At 74.1% G+C, this 21,087-nt stretch carries 14 protein-coding genes; 5 read left to right on the forward strand and 9 right to left on the reverse strand.

What is annotated here, in order from left to right; genetic code table 11:
* Positions 1–44: 44 nt before the first annotated feature.
* The 3 genes from AB0F29_RS25800 to AB0F29_RS25810 form a co-directional block, all read right to left on the reverse strand.
* Positions 45–335, reverse strand: coding sequence for a hypothetical protein (locus AB0F29_RS25800; protein ID WP_361876250.1), 291 nt, complete (start codon positions 333–335; stop codon positions 45–47).
* A 104-nt stretch (positions 336–439) separates the two neighbouring features.
* Entirely contained in the window at positions 440–1,291 is an 852-nt protein-coding gene (locus AB0F29_RS25805; protein WP_361876253.1) for a GNAT family N-acetyltransferase, read from the reverse strand.
* 156 nt (positions 1,292–1,447) lie between these two features.
* Positions 1,448–3,001 carry a PucR family transcriptional regulator gene (locus tag AB0F29_RS25810; protein ID WP_361876395.1) on the reverse strand — a complete coding sequence of 518 codons (1,554 nt, stop codon included), beginning with the start codon at positions 2,999–3,001 and terminating at the stop codon, positions 1,448–1,450.
* A 172-nt stretch (positions 3,002–3,173) separates the two neighbouring features.
* Between AB0F29_RS25810 and speB the strand changes: the two genes are divergently transcribed.
* Positions 3,174–4,160 (forward strand): agmatinase, encoded by a 987-nt coding sequence (speB, locus tag AB0F29_RS25815; protein WP_361876256.1) that lies wholly within the window; start codon positions 3,174–3,176, stop codon positions 4,158–4,160.
* Entirely contained in the window at positions 4,157–5,845 is a 1,689-nt protein-coding gene (locus AB0F29_RS25820) for a thiamine pyrophosphate-binding protein (RefSeq protein WP_361876258.1), read from the forward strand. Before speB ends, AB0F29_RS25820 begins: the two co-directional genes overlap by 4 nt.
* Before the next feature lie 148 nt (positions 5,846–5,993).
* Here AB0F29_RS25820 and AB0F29_RS25825 read toward each other — a convergent pair whose 3' ends face one another.
* Positions 5,994–6,359, reverse strand: coding sequence for a hypothetical protein (locus AB0F29_RS25825; RefSeq protein ID WP_361876261.1), 366 nt, complete (start codon positions 6,357–6,359; stop codon positions 5,994–5,996).
* A gap of 329 nt (positions 6,360–6,688) precedes the next feature.
* On the opposite strand from AB0F29_RS25825, the gene AB0F29_RS25830 reads away from it, so the two are divergent.
* From AB0F29_RS25830 to AB0F29_RS25840, 3 genes are all read left to right on the forward strand, one after another.
* Positions 6,689–10,420, forward strand: coding sequence for an ABC transporter ATP-binding protein (locus tag AB0F29_RS25830; RefSeq protein WP_361876264.1), 3,732 nt, complete (start codon positions 6,689–6,691; stop codon positions 10,418–10,420).
* 127 nt (positions 10,421–10,547) lie between these two features.
* Positions 10,548–11,033 carry a hypothetical protein gene (locus tag AB0F29_RS25835; RefSeq protein ID WP_361876267.1) on the forward strand — a complete coding sequence of 162 codons (486 nt, stop codon included), beginning with the start codon at positions 10,548–10,550 and terminating at the stop codon, positions 11,031–11,033.
* A gap of 151 nt (positions 11,034–11,184) precedes the next feature.
* Positions 11,185–12,669: a S28 family serine protease gene (locus AB0F29_RS25840; protein ID WP_361876269.1), complete on the forward strand. Its 1,485-nt coding sequence runs from the start codon at positions 11,185–11,187 to the stop codon at positions 12,667–12,669.
* A gap of 173 nt (positions 12,670–12,842) precedes the next feature.
* Here AB0F29_RS25840 and AB0F29_RS25845 read toward each other — a convergent pair whose 3' ends face one another.
* From AB0F29_RS25845 to AB0F29_RS25865, 5 genes are all read right to left on the reverse strand, one after another.
* Positions 12,843–14,678, reverse strand: a complete 1,836-nt coding sequence (locus tag AB0F29_RS25845) for a glycoside hydrolase family 3 protein (RefSeq protein WP_361876272.1) — start codon at positions 14,676–14,678, stop codon at positions 12,843–12,845.
* 267 nt (positions 14,679–14,945) lie between these two features.
* Entirely contained in the window at positions 14,946–15,734 is a 789-nt protein-coding gene (locus tag AB0F29_RS25850) for a sugar phosphate isomerase/epimerase family protein (RefSeq protein ID WP_361876275.1), read from the reverse strand.
* Between the two features lie 94 nt (positions 15,735–15,828).
* Complete coding sequence (locus tag AB0F29_RS25855; protein WP_361876278.1) at positions 15,829–16,470, reverse strand: GAF domain-containing protein; 642 nt, start codon at positions 16,468–16,470, stop codon at positions 15,829–15,831.
* A complete protein-coding gene (locus AB0F29_RS25860) occupies positions 16,454–17,257 on the reverse strand; it encodes a S8 family serine peptidase (RefSeq protein ID WP_361876281.1) in 804 nt (267 codons plus the stop codon). The genes AB0F29_RS25855 and AB0F29_RS25860 overlap by 17 nt, the downstream gene beginning before the upstream one ends.
* A 234-nt stretch (positions 17,258–17,491) precedes the next feature.
* Positions 17,492–20,914, reverse strand: a complete 3,423-nt coding sequence (locus AB0F29_RS25865; protein ID WP_361876283.1) for an adenylate/guanylate cyclase domain-containing protein — start codon at positions 20,912–20,914, stop codon at positions 17,492–17,494.
* Between the last annotated feature and the right edge of the window lie 173 nt (positions 20,915–21,087).

The raw sequence follows: 21,087 nt of genomic DNA on the forward strand, positions 1-21,087 counted from the left end.
CTGGTGAATTCCCGGCCACTTCGTCGTTTCTCGGCCGGAGTTGATCAGGGGCTCTTCGCCGGGCCGGAAGAATGCGTCGGCGGTTCGTAATGCTGCGCCTGCCGCTGCTGTTTCTCCTGCTCGGCCTTCTGTCTGTCCAGCGTGTGCTGGAGGAAGGACCAGCCGACGCACCCGGCGCAGAGCACGGCGGTGATGGCGATGCCCGCGAATACCTTCCCGAGCCGCTCGTCGGCGGTGCGCCGTGCGCGCCCCGCGCCGAAGAGCAGGGCGTCCCGCGTCCTGCGGCGGCGTACCCCCACCGATTCCAGCAGTTGACTGTCGTAATCCCGTGCCACACCATCCCCCTTTGCCACTGCAACATACCGAGGGGTAGCTGTGGAGTACACACCAGGGGGACGTGACGTGACGTGACGTGACGTGACGTGAGGGGAAGCGGTGTTCACACCCGGCCGGGACGCGTCCAGTCGTGGTTCTCGCGTACGAGGGCGAATCCGGCCGACCGGTAGAGCGCTGCCGCCGCCTCGTTGCCGGCCGGCGTCAGGACGGCCACCGCGCTCGCGCCCCGGTCGACGAGCGCCGCGCACGCGCCCCGTACGGCGTCGCGCCCGTAGCCGTGACCTCGGTGGTCCGGATGGGTGCCGACCGGTTCGAGCAGTCCGCATCGGCCCGTGCCCCCGAACCAGCCGGTCGCGGCGGCGGCGGGGTCCCCGGCGGGCGTGCGGACGAGCGTCTCCACGGCGAGGTGGCCCGCGGGGGACCCCTTCATCCTGCGCCAGTGGTCGACGGAGAACGTGGATCCCGCGAAGGCGGCCCGGTGCACCAGTACCCGGTCGGCGGCGTCGGGCCCGGTCACCTGTACCGCGCGGCTCGACACCGGCCCCGGGGTCCAGGAGAAGACGAGCCAGGGCTCCTCCGTGTCCGGCTCCCAGCCGGGCACGGGGAGGCCGTCGGTCGCGTCGTTGCCGGGTACGAGCAGGTCCTCCGCGTCCGCCGCGAGCGCTCCGAGGTCGGCGTCGGGCGCGGCGGTCACGCGCAGCACGGGGCCGTCGAGGAAGCCGACTGCGACGGGTGCCGCCTTTGCAGCATCGCTGCTGGCCCGGACCTCGGCCCGGACCTCGGCCCGTGCGTCGGTCCAGAGGTAGACGGTCGCGTCGTCCAGTCGCAGGAGCCAGCCCACGTCCCCGGGGTGCAGGCTCCCGGCCGGGGCGTCGGGCGGTGTCCACGCGCGCAGGGCGCGCAGCGCCGGGCCGGTGTCGGCAGGGGACAGACGGTGCCGCGCGAGTGAGGCCATGCGCGGAGACTAGTCAGCGCGCCACGGAGGCGCGAAGGCTTTTGTGCCCGGGGTGCCCGGGGTGCCCGGGGTGCCCGGGGTGCCCGGGGTACCCGGGGTGCCCGGGGTGCCCGGGGTACCCGGGGTGCCCGGGGTGCCTGTGGGCCCGGGTCGTGGTCATGTCTGCCGCAGCGCGAACCACAACTCCGTCCGTACGTCCATGTCGTCCAGGTCCGCGCCCAGCAACTCCCCGCACCGCCCGATGCGTTGGCGGACGGTGTTGCGGTGGACGCCGAGGGCCACCGCCGTACGGTCCCAACTGCCGTGGAGGGAGAGCCAGCAGCGCAGGGTGTCGGCCAGTGACGCGGTGAGCGGGGCGAGGAGGGCGCGGGCATGGGCGGCCGCCCGTTCGGGCGGTACCAGCGCGGCGAGGCCGCTCGTGAGGGCGTCCACCGTCAACGGGGCGCGGGTCGCCCGCGCGTGGGCCAGGGCGCGGGCGGCCAGGGTGTCGGCGGCGGCGAGAGCGGTGACGGGGGTGGGCGCGGACGCGCCGAGCGTCCAGCCGAGCCTCGGGGTGAGCCGGGCGGGACGGGGTGATGGGCCCGTCCCCGCAGGACCGTCGGTCAGCGGCTCCCCGCCCTCCGCCGAGCCTGCCTCGCCGCCGCCCGGGCCCAGCAGCAGCCGGACCGCCTCGCCCGCCCCGCGTCCCGCGTCGACCAGGGCCGTGCCCAGCGACGCGCCCAGGGCCTCCGCCGTCAGAACGTCCGCCGGGGTGCCGTCCGTGCGCAGGGCGTGGATCACCGTCCAGGGGCCGGTGGAGCCGAGGAGCGGCGCCACCTCGGCGGGGGAGGCCCCCAGGAGCATGCGGACCAGGGCCGCCGAACGGCCCGCCGCGTCCGCGCCTTGGTGGGGGGCGGCCAGGAGGGAGAGGAGGACCACCGCGATGCCCGCCACCGTGTGGTCGCCGGACTCCCGTCGCCGGGTCGCCAGCGCCAGGACCAAGCCCTCGTTGCCGCCCAGCGCGTACGCGGACAGGTGGGTGCCGCCGTGGGTGTCGGTGGCCGAGGAGGGGGAGCCGGGGCGTTCGCGGGCGACCACCCGGGCCAGCCGGGTCAGGGCCCCCGCCGCCTCCGGGGCCGGGCGGCGGCCCGCCGCGTGGACCTCCTCGCCCCGCGCCGTCAGCAGGACCGCCCGGCCGCCGAGCCGCGTCGCGAGCTGGTGCAGGACCGCCGGTACGGGGTCGGGGCGGGCCGCCGCCGTCGCCAGCGCCTGCTGGGCGCGGGTCACCCGGCGCAGCTCGCGGTGGCGCGCCTCGGCCATCAGCCGCCATACCGCCCGAGAGATCGCGGTGAACGGGGTCTCCGGAGGCACCTCCAGCAGCGGCAGGCCCTCACGGTCGCACGCCTCGACCAGAGCCCGGGGCACCGTCTCGTGCACCGGCCGCACCCCGAAACCGAGCGCTGCCGCCCCCGCCTCCACCAGCCGGCCGACGTAGTGGTCCGGGTCCGTCAGCAGCACGCCCGCGCTCAGCAGCAGTTCGCCGCCGAGCAGATACGGAAACGGGTCGGCCATCTCCGAGGTGTGGACCCAGAGCAGATCGGCGTCGGCGGGGCCGGCGATCCGGCGCAGGCCCAGCTCCTCGCGCGCCAGGAGCTCGGCCAGCGGGACGGGCGGGGTCGGCGGGCCGGCCGGCGGAGTCGCCCGCGGGGCGCCCGCGGAAGGGTTCGGCATGTTCGGGGTGTTCGGCATGGATGGTTCATCCATTCAGTGCGTCGCGAATGGAGGAAACGTACACTTCAGAGTTGGCTTTCGGTCACATACCGTCTTCCGGGGGTCTGGGCCGGACGGGCTGGGAGGCCCGCACACTCGACACCGTACGAACCCGAAGGAAAGGCACACCCCCATGAGCAGCACCGAGTCGCCGCGCGGCCCCATCGACTCCTCCCGCGTCCCGCGGTACGCCGGGCCCGCGACGTTCGCCCGGCTGCCCCGGCTCGACGAGGTCGGCCGTACCGACGTCGCCGTGGTCGGCGTGCCCTTCGACTCCGGAGTCTCCTACCGGCCCGGCGCCCGCTTCGGCGGCAACGCCATCCGTGAGGCCTCTCGGCTGCTGCGCCCGTACAACCCGGCGCAGGACGCCTCCCCGTTCGCCCTTGCGCAGGTCGCCGACGCCGGGGACATCGCGGCGAACCCGTTCAACATCAACGAGGCCGTCGAGACCATCGAGGGCGCGGCCGACGACCTCCTGGGCACCGGCGCACGCCTGATGACCCTCGGCGGCGACCACACCATCGCCCTGCCCCTCCTGCGCTCCGTCGCCAAGAAGCACGGGCCCGTCGCCCTGCTCCACTTCGACGCGCACCTGGACACCTGGGACACCTACTTCGGCGCCGAGTACACCCACGGCACCCCGTTCCGCCGGGCCGTCGAGGAGGGCATCCTCGACACCTCCGCCCTCTCCCACGTCGGCACCCGCGGCCCGCTCTACGGCAAGCAGGACCTGACCGACGACGAGAAAATGGGCTTCGGGATCGTCACCTCCGCCGACGTCATGCGGCGCGGCGTCGACGAGATCGCCGACCAGCTGCGGCAGCGCATCGGCGACCGGCCGCTGTACATCTCCATCGACATCGACGTCCTGGACCCGGCGCACGCCCCTGGCACCGGCACCCCCGAGGCCGGCGGCCTCACCTCCCGCGAGCTGCTGGAGATCCTGCGCGGCCTCTCCTCCTGCCACCTGGTCTCCGCCGACCTGGTCGAGGTCGCCCCCGCGTACGACCACGCCGAGATCACCTCCGTGGCCGCCTCGCACGCCGCGTACGAGCTGACGACGATCATGTCCCGCCAGATCGCGGCGGAGAAGGAGACGAAGGAGGGCGCGGCCAAGTGAGCCACGACCACGACGACCGGCCGCGGCTCACCGCCGCCCAGGCCGCCGCCGTCCTGAACCCGCCGGCCGGGCGCAACGGCGGCGACCTCGTCGTCGAGTCCCTCCAGGGGCTCGGCGCGACCACCGTCTTCGGGCTGCCCGGCCAGCACGCGCTCGGCATGTTCGACGCGCTGCGCCGCTCCTCCCTCCGTTACGTCGGGCTCCGCGTCGAGAACAACGCGGGCTTCGCCGCCGACGCGTACGGCCGGATCACCGGCGAGGTCGCGCCGCTGCTCCTGTCCACCGGGCCCGGCGCGCTGACCTCGCTCGCCGCGCTCCAGGAGGCGGCCGCAGCCTCCGCGCCCGTCCTCGCGATCTCCAGCCAGATCCCCACGGCGGGGCTCGGCGGCGGGCGGCACGGCTACCTCCACGAGCTGCGCGACCAGCAGGCCTCCGTCCGCGACATCGTGAAGTCCGTGCACACCGTGCGGTCCGCCTCGCAGATCCCCTCCGCGATCGCCGCCGCCTGGGAGTCCGCGCTGTCCGCCCCGCCCGGGCCGGTCTGGGTGGAGATCCCGCAGGACGTGCTGCTCGCCGGGACGACCCTGCCGGTCGTCAGCGCCATGGACGCCACCCCGCGCGACCTCTACCCGCGCCCCGAGCTGGCGATCGCCGCGGCCCACCTGCTGTCGAACGCCGAACGCCCGGTGATCATCGCGGGTGGCGGAGTCGTCCGCTCCGACGCCTCCGGCAAGCTGCGCGCGCTGGCCGAGAAGATCGACGCCCCCGTCGTCACCACCTTCGGCGGCAAGGGCGCGTTCCCGTGGGAGCACCCGCTCTCGCTCCGCTCCTGGCTGGAGGACCGGCACACGACCGACTTCCTGGAGGACGCGGACGTCCTCCTCGTCGTCGGCTCGGGGCTCGGGGAACTCTCCTCGAACTACCACACCTTCCGCCCGCGCGGCCGGGTGATCCAGATCGAGGCGGACGCCGGGAAGCTGGAGTCCAACCACCCCGCGCTCGGCATCCACTCCGACGCCCGCGAGGCCCTGGCCGACCTCCTGGAGGCCGTCGAGCCCCGCGAGGACCCGGGCGCCACCGAGCGCGTACGTACCGTGCTGGAGAAGGTACGGGCCCGGATCGACGCCCAGGACCTGACCCTGGAGCAGCAGGTCCTCGCCGCCGTCCGCGAGGCGCTGCCCGACACCGCGCCCAGCTTCTGGGACATGACGATCCTGGCGTACTGGGCATGGTCCGCGTTCGACGCCCGCCGCCCCAACACCATGCACTCCGCCCAGGGCGCGGGCGGCCTCGGCTACGGCTTCCCGGCGGCCATCGGCGCGGCAGTCGCCGACCCGACGAAGCCCGTGCTCGCGGTCTCCGGCGACGGCGGCGCGATGTACTCCATCGCGGAGCTGGCCACCGCCCGCCAGTACGACCTGCCGCTGACCTGGCTGATCGTCGACGACGGCGGCTACGGCATTCTGCGCGAGTACATGACGGACGCCTTCGGCGAGGGCACGGCCACGGCCACCGAGCTCTCCCGCCCGGACTTCGTCGCGCTCGCCGAGTCCTTCGGCGTACCGGCCGTCGTGACGACACCGGAGTCCCTCGCCGCCGACCTCGGCAAGGCGCTGACGGCCCCGGGCCCGTCCGTCGTCGTGCTCCCGGCCCTGCTGCGGATGTTCGAGCCGACGCACCTGTAGGCCGCGCGCAGAGGCCGTACGCAGGCCGTACGGGCAGGCCGTACAGGCAGGCCGCACGCAGGCCGTACGCGTCCGGAGCGCGGAGAGATGGGCCGGACCGACGGCGACCCCGGCCCGGCCCGGCCCGATCCGGTCCGGCCCATCCCTCTCACAGCTCCGCGAGCGCCTTCTCGATCGCGGCCTCCTGCGCCTGGACACCCTCCTGGAACCGGGCCCGCTCCGCCGGGTCCCGGATCTCCCCGGGCAGCTCACGGCCAAGTGGCAGAAGGTCCGGCAGCTGCCGGAACACCACCGCGGCGGCGGGCCCCTCGCCCCGGTTGGCGGCGTCGGCCAGATACCGGCCCGCCTGCCGCAGGTGCACGGTGAGGTGCTTGCGCGGTTCGGTGGACACCTGCCGCCGCGTCCCGGGCCTCCCCAGGGAGTGGTGCGTGCCCACGCCGAGGCGCTCCAGCGCGGCGAGCGCCGCGTAGAGCTGTCCGCAGCGGTAAGCCTCGTTGAGCCGGTCGGTCGCCATGGTTCCTGCCCCCTTCGGCGGCCCTTCCGACGGCCTTCCGACGAGGAGGCCGCCCATGCCGCTGCGGATGACTACCCGCCCGGCCGGGGCTCCGAACCGCTCCCAGGGCCCGGGCCGGGGCCCCCGGGCCGGGGCCTGGGACCCCGGGGCCGGGCGCCCCGACCATCGGCCCCGTTCGCCGCCCCCTTTTGTTGCGGCGGGATGAAATCCGCAGCCCCGGGCGTTGGTGCCTTCCGGTAGGCCAGGGGGAACAAGTGGAACAACTGGATCAGCCGGATCAGCTGGATCAGCGGACAGGCCGAGGTGAAGGCCGCGACGGGAGGCAACGCGTGACGGGCGCAGAGCAACAGGGGTGGGGCCGGCGGCTGACCGGGTACGCGTGGCGGTACCGGCGCAACGTCGTGCTCGCTCTCGGCTCGTCGCTCGCCGGAATGGCCGTCATGGCCCTCGTTCCGCTCATCACCAAGGTGATCATCGACGACGTGGTCACCGACCACACCCGCTCCCTCGCCGTCTGGACCGGACTGCTCATCGGCGCGGCCGTCCTCGTGTACGTAGCCACCTACATCCGCCGGTACTACGGCGGCCGGCTCGCCCTGGACGTCCAGCACGACCTGCGTACGGACATGTACACGACGATCAGCCGGCTCGACGGGAAACGCCAGGACGAGCTGTCCACCGGGCAGGTCGTCGGCCGGGCCACCAGCGACCTCCAGCTGATCCAGGGGCTGCTGTTCATGCTCCCGATGACCATCGGGAACGTGCTGCTCTTCGTCATCTCCCTGGTGATCATGGCGTGGCTCTCGCTGCCTTTGACCCTCGTCGCGCTCGCCGTCGCCCCCGCCCTCTGGTTCATCGCCCGCCGCTCCCGCACCCGGCTCTTCCCCGCCACCTGGTACGCCCAGAGCCAGGCCGCCGCCGTCGCCGGAGTCGTCGACGGGGCCGTCTCCGGGGTCCGGGTCGTCAAGGGCTTCGGCCAGGAGGACCAGGAGACCGGCAAGCTCCGCGAGGTCGGACGCCGGCTGTTCGCCGGGCGGCTGCGCACCATCCGGCTGAACTCCCGCTACACCCCCGCCCTCCAGGCGGTGCCCGCGCTCGGCCAGGTCGCCATGCTCGCCCTCGGCGGCTGGCTGGCCACCCGGGGCGAGATCACCCTCGGCACGTTCGTCGCCTTCTCCACCTACCTCGCCCAGCTCGTCGGCCCCGTCCGGATGCTCGCCATGGTCCTCACCGTCGGCCAGCAGGCCCGGGCCGGTGTGGAGCGCGTCCTGGAACTCATCGACACCGAGCCCTCCATGCAGGACGGTACGAAGGAGCTGCCCGCCGACGCCCCGGCCGGCATCGAGTTCGACGACGTACGGTTCGGCTATGACGACGAGCGCCCCGTCCTCGACGGGTTCTCGCTCACCGTCGAACCCGGCGAGACCGTCGCCGTCGTCGGCGCGTCCGGCAGCGGCAAGTCCACCGTCTCGCTCCTGCTGCCCCGCTTCTACGACGTCTCCTACGGGGCCGTCCTCATCGGCGGCCACGACGTCCGCGAGCTGACCCAGGCGTCCCTGCGCTCCGCCATCGGGCTCGTCCCCGAGGACAGCTTCCTGTTCTCCGACACCATCCGCGCCAACATCGCCTACGGCCTCCCCGGCGCCACCCAGGAGCAGATCGAACAGGCCGCCCGCGCCGCCCAGGCCGACCGGTTCATCGCCGACCTGCCGAAGGGGTACGACACCACCGTCGGCGAACACGGGCTCACCCTCTCCGGAGGCCAGCGCCAGCGCGTCGCCCTCGCCCGCGCCATCCTCACCGACCCCCGGCTCCTCCTCCTCGACGACGCGACCTCCGCCGTCGACGCCCGCGTCGAGCACGAGATCCACGAGGCCCTCAAGCAGGTGATGGCGGGCCGTACGACGCTCCTCATCGCCCACCGCCGCTCCACCCTCCAGCTCGCCGACCGCATCGCCGTCCTGGACGGCGGGAAGCTCGCCGCGATCGGCACCCACGAAGAACTGGAGCGCACCTCCGCGCTCTACCGCCGCCTCCTCACCGACCCCGACGAGCTGGGCGGCACCTCGCCCGGCCACCGGCCGACGCTCCCGGAGGCCGGCCCCGAGGACGACCGCGCGCTCCAGGAGGAGCTGGACGCCGAGTTCGACGCGGAGCGCGGCATCACCCCCGCGCTCTGGATCCGCGAGGAGGAGGAGCGGGACACCACCGCCGCCGGCATGCCCGCGACACCCGAGCTGCTCGCCCAGGTCGAGGCCCTGCCGCCCGCCACCGACACCCCCGAGGTCGACGAGACCGCCGCCTTGCGGGCGGAGGACTCCTACGGGCTGCGCCGGCTGCTGCGCGGCTTCGGCGCGGTCCTGCTGATCAGCCTCGGGCTCGTCGCCGTCGACGCGGGCATGGGCCTGCTGCTGCCGGTCCTGATCCGCCACGGCATCGACGAGGGCGTCTCCCAGCTCTCCACCGGCGCGGTGTGGGCGGCGTCCGCGATCGCGCTCGTCGTCGTGCTCGTCCAATGGGTCGCGCAGACCGGCGAGATCCGGATGACCGGCCGGACCGGCGAGCGGATCCTCTACGCGCTCCGCCTGAAGATCTTCGCCCAGCTCCAGCGGCTCGGCCTCGACTACTACGAGCGGGAGCTGACCGGCCGGATCATGACCCGGATGACGACGGACGTGGACGCGCTCGCCACGTTCCTCCAGACCGGGCTCGTCACCGCGTTCGTCTCCGTCGTCACCTTCTTCGGCATCATGGCCGCACTGCTCGTCCTGGACGTCCAGCTCGCCCTGGTCGTCTTCGCCACCCTGCCCGTGCTGATCATCGGCACCGTCTTCTTCCGGCGCAGCAGCGTCAAGGCGTACGAGCTGGCCCGGACCCGCATCAGCGCCGTCAACGCCGACCTCCAGGAGTCCGTCTCCGGCCTCCGGATCGTCCAGGCCTTCGGCCGCGAGCACGACGGGGCCGTCCGCTTCGCCGAGCACAGCGACTACTACCGCCAGGCCCGGGTACGCGGCCAGTGGCTGATCTCCGTCTACTTCCCGTTCGTCCAGCTGCTGGCCTCGATCGCCGCCGCCGCCGTGATCATCGTCGGAGCGGGCCGGGTCGACAACGGCACGCTGACCGTCGGCGCCCTGGTCGCCTACCTCCTCTACATCGAACTGTTCTTCGCTCCCGTCCAGCAGCTCTCCCAGGTCTTCGACGGCTACCAGCAGGCGACCGTCTCCCTGGGCCGCATCCAGGAGCTGCTGCGCGAGCCCACCTCGACCGCCGACCCGGACGAGCCGCTCGACGTGCTCTCGCTGCGCGGCGAGATCGCGTTCGAGGACGTCTCCTTCGCGTACGGCTCCGACGAGGAGGCCCTGACCGGTGTCGACCTGCGTATTCCGGCGGGCCAGACGGTGGCGTTCGTCGGGGAGACGGGGGCCGGGAAGTCGACCCTCGTGAAGCTCGTCGCCCGGTACTACGACCCCACGGGCGGCCGGGTCACCGCCGACGGAGCCGATCTGCGCACCCTCGACATGACCGCCTACCGGCACCGCCTGGGCGTCGTCCCGCAGGAGGCGTACCTCTTCGCCGGCACGGTCCGCGACGCGATCGCCTACGGGCTGCCCGACGCCACCGACGCCCGGGTGGAGGCCGCCGCCCGCGCGGTCGGCGCGCACGAGATGATCGCCACGCTGGAGGACGGCTACCTCCACGAGGTCGCCGAGCGCGGCCGCAACCTCTCCGCCGGGCAGCGCCAGCTCATCGCGCTGGCCCGCGCCGAACTCGTCGACCCGGACATCCTGCTCCTGGACGAGGCCACCGCCGCCCTGGACCTCGCCACCGAGGCCCTGGTGAACCAGGCCACCGACCGCCTCGCCGGCCGCCGCACCACGCTGGTGGTGGCCCACCGGCTGACCACCGCCGCCCGTGCCGACCGGGTCGTGGTCATGGACCACGGGCGCGTCGTCGAGGACGGCACGCACGACGAGCTGCTCGCCCGGGGCGGGCGGTACGCCCGGCTGTGGCGCACCTTCATCGGCGAGGGCATAGGGGAGGACGAGCCGGCGGGCGTCTGAGAGGCGGCGGCGGCCCCGCGTGCAACCTCCCGCCCGTCTGCCGCGTCGTAGCCAGAGACGCACGGGTGCGTACAGACGTCAGGTGGGGGCGAAGGTGTTCGACAGGGCCGCGGAGCCGGTGAGACCCATGAGACCGACAGGATCGGCAGGGCCGGCGGGATCGGCGGGATCGGCAAGGCAGACAGGGCCGGTGGGATCGGCGGGATCGGCAAGGCAGACAGGCTCGCCAGGGACGGCGGGACGGCCCTCGCTGGTGCGCCTCCTCGTCCTGCTCCTGCTGGCCGGACTCGTGCCGCTTCTCGGCGCCCCCGGCGTCGCGCGGGCCGCCTCCGGCTGCTCCGGCCGCCCCGCGAAGACCGTCGAGTTCTCCACGGGAGAACTGCGCGTCTACAAGAGCCGCGCGCAGGCGTGCGCGGTGACCGTCGCCAAGAAGCCCGGCAAGCGGCGGACGATGAGCGTCACGCTCCAGGCGCGCGGCGGCCGCGCCGTCACCGACAAGGGCTCGTACACGAAGATGGCCGGCCCGGTCACGGTCAACGCGCTCAACCGCTGCGTACGGGCCACCGGCGCGATCGGCAGGAAATCCGCCTCCACCGGATGGATTCTCTGCTGACCTTTCTGCCGACTCCTCCCCTTCTCCTCCTTCTCCTCCCTCTCCTCCCCTTCTCGGCCGACTTCTCCACTGACACGGACAACCAGGTCTGGCGTGGCGTGTGTTGCCCCGATAAGTTCACGGCGACTGTCGTGAATCAAGGGGAGCGTGCATGCGCAAGTCACTCACAGGGGTTCTCTCGCTCGCCGTGCTCATAGGCACGGTCGGAGCCACGGGGGCCTCGGCCGGTGCGGCCACCGCCGCGGAGCCGGCCGCGCAGCGGAGCAGCGGCGCCGCCCAGGGCGGCGAAGCGAGCAACGAGGACATCAAGGACCGCATCCTGGCCATCCCGGGCATGAGTCTGATCGAGGAGAAGCCCTACGCGGGCTACCGCTACTTCGTCCTCGACTACACCCAGCCGGTCGACCACCGACGCCCGTCCAAGGGCACGTTCCAGCAGCGCCTGACGCTGCTGCACAAGGACGTGAGCCGCCCGACGGTCTTCTTCACCAGCGGCTACAACGTCTCCACCAACCCCAGCCGCAGCGAGCCGACGCAGATCATCGACGGCAACCAGGTCTCGCTGGAGTACCGCTACTTCACCCCGTCCCGGCCGGCCCCCGCCGACTGGTCGAAGCTGGACATCTGGCAGGCCGCCAGCGACCAGCACCGGGTGTTCACGGCGCTGAAGAAGATCTACGACAAGAAGTGGCTGGCCACCGGCGGGTCCAAGGGCGGCATGACCGCCACGTACTTCGAGCGCTTCTACCCGAAGGACATGGACGGCGTCGTCGCCTACGTCGCGCCCAACGACGTCGTGAACGACGAGGACTCGGCGTACGACCGGTTCTTCGAGAACGTCGGCACCGAGGAGTGCCGCGACAAACTGGCCGGTGTGCAGCGCGAGGCGCTGATCCGCCGGGCCCCGCTCCAGAAGAAGTACAAGGAGCTGGCCGCCGCCCAGGGCTGGACCTTCAACACCATCGGCTCCCTCGACCACGCCTACGAGGCCACGGTCATGGACTACGGGTGGGCCTTCTGGCAGTACAGCCTGGTCGCCGACTGCGTGGACATCCCGGCCGACGCCGAGGAGGCGACCGACGAGGACATCTGGAACTCGGTCGACGCCATCTCCGGCTTCTCCGCCTACGTCGACCAGGGCCTGGAGAGGTACACCCCGTACTACTACCAGGCGGGCACCCAGCTCGGGTCGCCGGACATCAAGCAGCCCTGGCTGAGCGACCTGAGCCGCTACGGCTACCAGCCCCCGCGCAACTTCGTGCCCCGCTCCATCCCCATGAAGTTCGACCGGGGCGCGATGCGGGACATCGACCGCTGGGTCAAGCGCAACGCCCGGCAGATGATGTACGTCAACGGCGAGAACGACCCGTGGAGCGCGGAGCCGTTCCGTCTCGGACGCGGTGCGAAGGACAGCTACGTCTACACCGTCCCCGGCGGCAACCACGGCGCGAAGGTCTCCGGTCTCGTCGCCGACGAGAAGGCGAAGGCCACCGCCGCGATCCTGCGCTGGGCGGGCGTCGCCCCGGCGGCCGTCGAGGCGGACCCGGCCAAGGCGAAGCCGCTGGCGAAGTTCGACAAGAAGCTGGACAAGCGCAACGGCGAGATCGAGCGCGACGAGGCCACGCTGCGCCCGTAGCGGCGGCCCACGCGCGGTTCTCGTCGCCGCCGTCCCCAGGGGGCTGCGTCCTTCGGTCACTCTCCCGGTGACCGGCGGGCGCGGCCCCGTACACCCGGTGCGGGCCACGCCAGGTGTACGGGGCGCGGTGCCGTCCGGTCGCCGTAGGGCTGGGGCCTCGCGGACGAAAGGCCCTAGTACGACAGCCCGTGGCCCATCGGATACAGCACCTGCGTCGGGTCGTCCGCGCGCTGCACCGGGACCGGGAGGGTGCCCTCCGGATCGGCGTGGCCCGCGATCACCCGGGCGGCGGCGCGCAGTTCGACGTCGGTCCAGGAGTACGCGGCGAGGCTCGCGGCGACTCCGGTCCCGGTGAGGTGGGCGACGTCGTAGGGGTTGCGGACCGCGACGGTGACCACCGGGACGCCGGTCGCCACGAGGGCCGTGACCAGGGTGCGCTGCGGGCTGGTCGCCGTGACGTTGTACGTCGCCACGACCACCGCGTCCCTGCCCTCGGCGGCGGCGACCGCTTCGGCGATCTTCGCCTGGCTGGGAGCCGTACCGGTGGACAACGCCGTCGCGGCGAAGCCCAGTTCGCCGAAGGCGTCGCGCAGGGTGCTGGTCGGCGGGCCCGTGGTCCCGGAGGGGGAGGCCGGATCGGCCCCCACCACCAGCAGGTCGCGGTGGCTGCGGCGGGAGAGCGGCAGCAGGGCGCCCGGATCGGCGAGCAGGGTCGTCGTGCGCTCGGCGATCCGGTCGGCGGCGGCCCGGTGGGCGCGGCTCCCGACCGTGCGCTCGACGCCCCGCCGGCTGACGAACGGGTCGCGGAACAGGCCCAGTCGGCTCTTCAGCCGCAGAATCCGCAGGATCGATTCATCGACTCTCGCCTCGCTGATCTCGCCGCCCCGTACCGCCTCCAGCACGGCGTTCCAGGCGACGGAGAGGTTCGGCGGGTTCAGCAGCTGGTCCACGCCCGCCAGCAGCGCGAGGACCGGCACGCGGTCGTCGCCGTACTTCGTGCGCACCCCCTCCATGCCGAGCGAGTCGGTGACCACCACCCCGTCGTAGCCCAGCTCCTCGCGGAGGATGCCGGTGAGGATCGGCCGGGAGAGCGTGGCCGGGTCCTCGGACGGGTCGAGTGCGGGGACCACGATGTGCGCGGTCATGATCGAGTCGATACGGGCCCGGATCGCGGCGCGGAACGGCGGGGCGTCCAGCTCCTCCCACTGGGCGCGGGTGTGGTTGATGACGGGCAGCCCGGTGTGGCTGTCGGTGCTGGTGTCGCCGTGGCCGGGGAAGTGCTTGGCGGTCGACGCGATGCCCGCGCCCTGGTAGCCCTTCACCTGCTCGGCGACCAGGGCGGCGACTGCGGTGGGGTCGGAGCCGAAGGAGCGTACGCCGATGACCGGGTTGGCCGGGTTGACGTTGACGTCGGCGTTCGGCGCGTAGTTCTGGTTGACGCCGAGCGCGGCCAGTTCGGCGCCCGCGATCCAGGCCGCCCGGCGGGTGTCGGAGCGTGAGCCGCCCGCGCCGAGCGCCATCGCGCCGGGCAGGAGGGTGGCGGGTTCGCCGACCCGGCAGACGATGCCGTGTTCCTGGTCGGTGGAGACGAGCAGCGGCAGCCGGGAGCGCTCGGCGAGCGCGGCGCGCTGGAGGCCGTTGGAGAGGTCGGCGATCTGGAGGGGGTCGCGGGTGTTGTGCGCCCAGGTGAAGTAGATGATGCCGCCGACGTGGTACGTGGAGATCAACTCGGCGGCCGTACGGACCCCGATCTCCTTGAGGTTCGCGTCGATGTCGGCCTGGTCGGGGTCGGTGGCGGAGTGCCCGTAGACCCGCGTCACGAAGAGCTGGCCGGCCTTCTCCTCCAGGCTCATCCCGGCGATGATCCGTCGCAGCCGGCGGTCGGTGGAGGCGTTCGTGGTGGGCGCGGACGCGGCGGAGGGGGTGGCGGCGAGGGCGCCGGTGGCCGCCGCCGCCGTGGCGGCAGCGGTGGCGGTGAGGAGGGTGCGTCTTGAGGTGCGGTGGGGCACGTGAGCTCCTTCCCGGGGTGAAAGAAACTTCCAAGTGAGTACGCTTATATGGAAAATAACTTCCGGTCAAGGGTCCCGGCCGCCCGCGTCACGACCCGCACGCGAACGGAGGGACGAGAACGGACGGGCCGGAAGCAGGGGCGCGCCGCCCGCCCGGACACGGAAGCGCACGGGCGTACACCGTCCGCGCGCACGCGAAGGCGCGGGGTGCGCCGCCCCGCGCCGGCCCCCGCGCCCTCGTACGGCCCCGCCGCTGCCGCTCTGCCGCTACTGCTTGGGCGCTCCGAGCCGCAGCAGGTACTCGCGTCCCGCGCCCAGCAGCCCCGGCAGCTCCGCCGCCCCCGGGTGCCAGCGCTTCTCGTACTCCCAGCACACCCACGTGTCCGGACCGAGCCCGTCCAGGCAGTCCGCCAGCGGAACCACCCCGGAGCCCAGCGCCACCGGGGTGAGGTCGTCCGCCGACGCGACGTCCTTCACCTGGACGTAGCCCAGGTGCGGAGCGAGGACCGCCTGACTGGCGGTCGGCTCCTCACCGGCGAGCCAGGTGTGCAGCACGTCCCAGATCGCGCCGACCCGGGGGTGCCCGACCGCGGCGACGATCCGGGCGACGTCGAGGCCCGCCCGGTGCGAGTCATGGGTCTCCAGCAGGATGCTCACACCCATGTCGGCGGCGGCCGGCGCCACCGCACCGAGCCGCCGGGCAGCCGTCGCGTCGGCCTCCGACTGCTCCTGGTCGCCGCCGCCCGGGAAGACCCGGACGTAGGACGCGCCCAGGTCCCGGGCGAGCTTCACCAGCTCGGACAGCTCCGCCAGGACCGGCTCGTCGTCCCCCTCGGCAGCCGCCTTCACATACCCGGCGAGGGCCAGGATCTCCACCCCGCCGGCCTTGAACGCCTCGACCACATCGGCCCGTTCCAGCGACGAGAGCCCCAGGTGCACCGGCTCCTCGGGGTGGACGCGCAGCTCCACCCCGCCATAGCCGTTCCCGGCGGCGAGCCGGACGACCTCGGATACCGGCGTTCCCGGCACTCCGAGGGTGGAGAATGCGAGCTTCATCGTTCGGGTCCCTTTCCTTGTGCCGACGCCCCGCTCCTGCCCGCCGGGCCGGTGGCTACTCCCGTACGGACGACGGGTGCGGCCGCCGGCCTTCTCAGCCGACGCCCCGCAGCAGTCGCTCCAGGCTACCCAGCAGCTTCAGCGCGTCCTCGCGCCGCGCACCCTCCAGCAGGCCCGCGCCGGACGCCGCGCGCTGCTCGGCCTCCCGCACCCGCTCCGGGGTGACCACCCGCAGCGCCGCGGCGGCCTGCCGGGCGAACATCGCGAGCAGGTCCAGCTCCCGGAGGCCCGACCTGGCCTGCGGGGACGGGTCCAGCACCTCCAGCACGCCGAGGATCCGGGAGTCGCTGATGAGCGGGGCCGCCATCAGGGCGTTCGGCACGTACGCGGTCGACTCGGCCAGCGAGCGGTCGAAGGACGCATCCGCGCTCAGGTCGTCCACCACCATCGGCTCGCCGGAGGTCGCCACCCATCCGGCGATCCCGCGGCCGGCCGGGAAGCGGCGGCCCACGAGGAACTCCTCGCCCTGCCCGGACACGGCCTGGAAGACCAGCTCGTCCGCCTCCTCGTCGAGCAGGAAGACCGAACTGGCCTCGGCCCCGAAGATGGCCCGGGCCACGTCGACCACCGACTGGAGCAACTCGCGGCGCGGCGCGTCGGCGATCCTGGCGTCGGCGTCGGCGACCGGGGCGGCGGTGGGGGAGAGGGAGGGAGCGGGATCAGTTCTCGGAGTCATCACGGATATCTCCTGCCGCAGTGGAAGGACGCGGCGTGTGGCGCACATTGGCCGCGGACAGATAGAGGGCGTTCTTGAGCTGGAAGGCCGTCATCCGCGGATGCGCGGACAGGACGCGGGCGCAGAGCCCGGCGACGTACGGCGTGGCGAAGCTGTTCCCCGTGGTGCGGATCGTCCGGCCGCCCAGCCACGGCACGGTCACGTTCTGGCCGGGACCGAAGAACTCCACCGGGGGCTCCGGGTTGTACAGGTGCAGTTCGGGGTCGTCCTCCTGGTGGCTGCCCACCGAGATGACCGACGCGAACCGCCAGGGGAAGCTCTCCACCGGGGTGTTGTGGGCCGAGGCGACGATCACCGTACGGGCGAAGTAGGCGTTGTCGGCCAGGCTGTGCAGCTCCTGCGCGAACCGTGTGCGGGTGGTCGACAGGCTGAGGTTGACCACGTCGAAGCCCTGCTCCACCGCCCAGCGCAGCCCGGCCATCAGGACGTCGCCGGTGCCGGAGAACCGCTCCCCGAGCACCCGCACACTGTGGATCTCGCACTCCGGGGCGGTCCGGCGGACGATGCCCGCGCACGCGGTGCCGTGCCCGCAGGTGTCCCCGGTGGTCGTCGGCTCGACCGTGATCTCCCCACTCTCCGCGTCCTTGACGACCACCCAGGAACCGGCCAGCGGTCCGATCAGCGGATGGTCCCGCTCGACGCCCGAATCCACCACGCACACGCGTACGCCGCGCCCGGTGGCGGGCCCGGCGGGGCGGCCGAGCGGCGGCCCGGGGTCCGCCAGCACCGGTACGTCCTCCGGACCACGGCCGCGCAGACTCCAGGTCAGCCCCTGCCCCGGGGCCCTGCGCGCTCCCGGGGCCCCGCGCGCTCCCGGGGCCGTCCTCGGCTGTCGCGCCTCCGTTCGGGGTCGTTCGGGTTCCGTCCCCGGCTGTTCCGTCCCCGCCCGCCGCCGTTCCGGTTCCGCCCGCCGCCGTTCCGGTTCCGCCCGCCGCCGTTCCGGTTCCGTGGTCGTCATCGGTCAGCTCCTCTCCCTCGTCGTGGTCAGGGGCCGGGGCGGGTGCGCGAGGAAGCCGGAGACCCGGCGCGTCCCCGGCAGATGCCCCTTGCCCGTGAAGTGCGCCCCGGCCGACCGGGCCGAGGCCACGGCCTCCGGCCACCGGCCCAGGGCGGCGAGCGCCTGCGCCCGGTCCAGCTCTGCGGTCGCCTGCACCAGCGGGGAGTCCGTGAGCAGTGAGGCCCGGACCGCCCGGTCCGCGTGCTCCGCCGCCTCCTCCGGGCGGTCCCGCACCGTCAGCCGGGCCCGCAGCCCCGCCAGGTCCACCGCGTCCGCACGGCTCAGCCCCGGCGTGTCGCCGACGCCCGCCAGCCGGGCGGCCGCCGGAGCCTCCCGGCCCGCGTCCAGTTCCAGGCGGGCCGCGTCCAGCGCCACCGCCGTCCGCATCCCGGCCGCCCCCGTACGCCGGGCCGCCGCGTCCGCCCGGGCCAGCAGGTCCAGGGCCTCCGTGCCGTTGCCGAGCAGCCCCTCGACCGTCGCCCGGAACACCGGGAGGAAGACCTCCGCCTCGGCGAACCCCAGCTTCCCGGCCAGCCGTTCCGCCTCGGCCAGGCAGCGGTATGCCTCGTCGGCCCGCTCCTGGAGCGCGTACAGCACCGCCAGCGGGCAGTTGAGGGTGACCCGGACCGTGGGCCGGCCCGCCCCGTGCGCCGCCAGCAGCGACCGGCAGCGGACCACCGCGGCGGGCACCGGAACCGGCCCCCGCCACAGGGAGACGCCGATCGCGCCGAGCGCCCCGGCCCGCTCCGGCTCCGCACCGGCCAGCACCGCGTGCTCCAGGGCGCGCGCCTGGTCCCGCTCCGCCTCCTCGTGCCGCCCGGACCGCTGGAACTGCTGGGCGAGCCGCAGATGGGCCCGGGCCCGGCCCGCCGAGTCCCCGGCCCGTTCGAACACCGGCAGCACGGCCCGGGCCACGGCGGCGGGGCCGGTACCCGGGCCGCCCGGATCCAGCACGGCGAGCGCGAGGCGGGCATGCGCGGCCTCCACCGGGTCGGCCCCCGAGTCCCGTACGAGGCGCAGCAGTTCGGCTCCCTCACCGGTTCGGCCGAGCGCCACCCGTACCTCGCCGAGCCGCCGTGTCGCCGCCGGGTCCCCGGGGCACAGGTCCACCGCCCGTTCCAGCAGACCGTGCGCCCAGTGCAGGTCGGACCGGGCGGCGGCCTGCGCCCCGGCCCGGCCCAGCGCGGCGGCGGCCCGCTCGCGCAGCCGCCGGGCCGGATCGTCCAGCAGACCCAGCTCCGCGCGGTAGCGGTAGGCACGCTCCAGATGGCCGCCGACCGCGCCGTCGCCGCTCCGCAGCACGCTGGGCAGCTCCGCGGCCCAGGCATGGCGTTCCGCCTTGGCCCGCTTGGACAGCGAGGCGTACGCGACCTCGTGCACCAGTCCGCTGCTGAACCGGTACGGTGCCGACTCCCGGCCCCCCGGGCCCCCCGACTCCACCAGTCGGCGCCGGCCCAGCACCGCCAACGCCTCCTCGACACGCCGCCGGTGCTCCGGGGCCGCCCCGGCGGCGCCGGTCGCCCCGGCGAGCTGCCCGGCGTCGTGGCCCTCCCCGGCCCGTACGGACAGTTCCAGCCGGACCAGCTCCGGCGCGGTGAACTCCCGGCCGATCACCGCGGCCAGGTCCACCACCCCGCGCTCCGCACGGGCCAGAGCCCCGATGCGCGCGCCCAGCAGGGCCTGGAGCGTGGGCGGCAGATCCTCCTCGGCGGCCGGTTCCCCCGGGCGGGCGGCGACCGCCGGGTCCGCCCGGTCGCCGACCAACAGCTGTTCCAGGTAGAGCGGATTGCCCCCGGCCCGCGCCAGGAGCCGGTCGTCCACCGGGGCCGTCCCGGCGTCCGGCCCCGCGAGACCGGCGGCGAGCCGCGCCGCCTCCTCGGGCGGCAGGCCGGTGAGCTGGAGACGTCCCGCACCGGCGGAGGACGACTCGTTCCCCTCGGCTCCCTCGTCCGGTCCACCCGGCCCGTCCGGACCCTCCGCCCTGTCCGAACCGTCCGGCCCGTCGGGCCGCCCGGCGCAGAGCACCAGTACCCCCGCGCACCCCGAGCCGTCGGTCAGCCGGCGAACCGTGCGGACCAGCAAGGGGGCCGCAGCGTGCCAGTCGTCCAGCACCAGGACGACCGGGCGGGTCCTGGCGGCCCGCTCCAGTGCCGCCGTCAGGGCCGCGCACATGTCCTCGAAGGGCGCGTTCGGCGTACCGTCGCGCAGCAGGCCCCCGGACAGCAAGGCCATCGCGTCGTCGACCGCGAGACCGCCGGCCGTGTCCTTCCCGCCGTCCACGGCACCCTGGCCGGACGCCGCTTCGGGATCAGGAACCGCCCCGGAATCAGGTACCACCCCGGAATCAGACACCTGCCCGGGATCAGACTCCGGCCCGGCGCCGGGCTGCCCGGGACCCGCCCCGGACGTGGGCGTGGACCCCGGCGCCACCAGCGCGCGCACCGCGTCGGCCAGCGGGGCGAGGGTGCCGTGGTCCCCGTAACTGCGGCACCGCCCCGCGCCGTACGTGAGTGAGCCGGACGCCGACCGCCGCGCCAGCCACTCCCGTACCAGCCGGGTTTTGCCGATGCCCGCCTCCCCGGTGACCCGCAGCAGCCCGGCCCCGCCGGCCCGGACGGCCTGCTCCAGAGCGGCGTCCAGTGCCCGCTGTTCGGCGTCGCGGCCGACGAAGGGGACGTCGAAGCGGCGCAGCAGCTCGGGGTCGTCCGCGCCCAGAGCCAGCAGCCGGTGGGCCTCCACGCTGTCCCGTTTGCCCTTCAGCCGCAGCGGCCCGGTGGGTTCGGCCCGCACGGTCGGGCCGGCGGCGAGCAGGGTTTCCGGACCGATCAGGATCTCGCCGGGGCCCGCGTTCTGCTCCAGCCGGGCGGCGATGTTGACGGTCTCCCCGGAGACCAGCGCCTGCCGGGCCGTCGTGTCCGAACCCGCCACCACCTGACCGGTGTTGACACCGATCCGGGTGGTCAGCTCGATGCCCAGGGTGGCGTCCAGCTCCTCGTTCAGCCGGGCCAGCGCCCGGCGCATCCCGAGCGCCGCCGCCAGCGCCCGGCGGGCGTCGTCGTCACGGACCACCGGTACGCCGAACACCGCCATCACCGCGTCCCCGATGAACTTCTCCGGGGTGCCGCCCCGCGCCACGATCTCCGCGCTCATCGCCTCGAAGTACCGCAGGGTCACCGCGCGCAGCGTCTCCGGGTCGAGCACCCCCGACAGCGCGGTCGACCCGACGAGATCGCAGAACAGCACGGTCACCGGCTTGCGTTCGTCACCGGGCGGTGCGGCGGGGGCCGGTCCGGTCCCGGCGGCCCCGGTGGTCGCGCACGGCGTCCCGCAGGACGAACAGAACCGGGCCGTCGGCGGCAGATCCTGCTGGCACGAGGAGCAGTTCATGGCGGGTCCTTCTCTCCCGGGGGCCGTGCGGTCGGGGACGAGCGGTCGGAGTGCCGTGCGGTCAGGGGCGGCGGGCGGTCGCACCGGACGCTCGCGCCCCGGCGGGTACGGCCCCGACGGCGGTGCACCCGCCGCCGGGCCCGTAACGGTGATCGGTCACCGCCCGCCGGTCA

The sequence above is a fragment of the Streptomyces sp. NPDC026589 genome (genome assembly GCF_040638385.1).
In the GTDB taxonomy this organism is placed as follows: Bacteria; Actinomycetota; Actinomycetes; order Streptomycetales; family Streptomycetaceae; genus Streptomyces.

Excerpts from the sequence above, each read along its gene's own strand:
- AB0F29_RS25805 (WP_361876253.1), bottom strand. The coding sequence starts at position 1,291 with ATGGCCTCACTCGCGCGGCACCGTCTGTCCCCTGCCGACACCGGCCCG.
- AB0F29_RS25810 (WP_361876395.1), bottom strand. The coding sequence starts at position 3,001 with ATGCCGAACCCTTCCGCGGGCGCCCCGCGGGCGACTCCGCCGGCCGGC.
- speB (WP_361876256.1), top strand. The coding sequence starts at position 3,174 with ATGAGCAGCACCGAGTCGCCGCGCGGCCCCATCGACTCCTCCCGCGTC.
- AB0F29_RS25825 (WP_361876261.1), bottom strand. The coding sequence starts at position 6,359 with ATGGCGACCGACCGGCTCAACGAGGCTTACCGCTGCGGACAGCTCTAC.
- AB0F29_RS25835 (WP_361876267.1), top strand. The coding sequence starts at position 10,548 with ATGAGACCGACAGGATCGGCAGGGCCGGCGGGATCGGCGGGATCGGCA.
- AB0F29_RS25840 (WP_361876269.1), top strand. The coding sequence starts at position 11,185 with ATGCGCAAGTCACTCACAGGGGTTCTCTCGCTCGCCGTGCTCATAGGC.
- AB0F29_RS25850 (WP_361876275.1), bottom strand. The coding sequence starts at position 15,734 with ATGAAGCTCGCATTCTCCACCCTCGGAGTGCCGGGAACGCCGGTATCC.
- AB0F29_RS25855 (WP_361876278.1), bottom strand. The coding sequence starts at position 16,470 with ATGACTCCGAGAACTGATCCCGCTCCCTCCCTCTCCCCCACCGCCGCC.
- AB0F29_RS25865 (WP_361876283.1), bottom strand. The coding sequence starts at position 20,914 with ATGAACTGCTCCTCGTGCCAGCAGGATCTGCCGCCGACGGCCCGGTTC.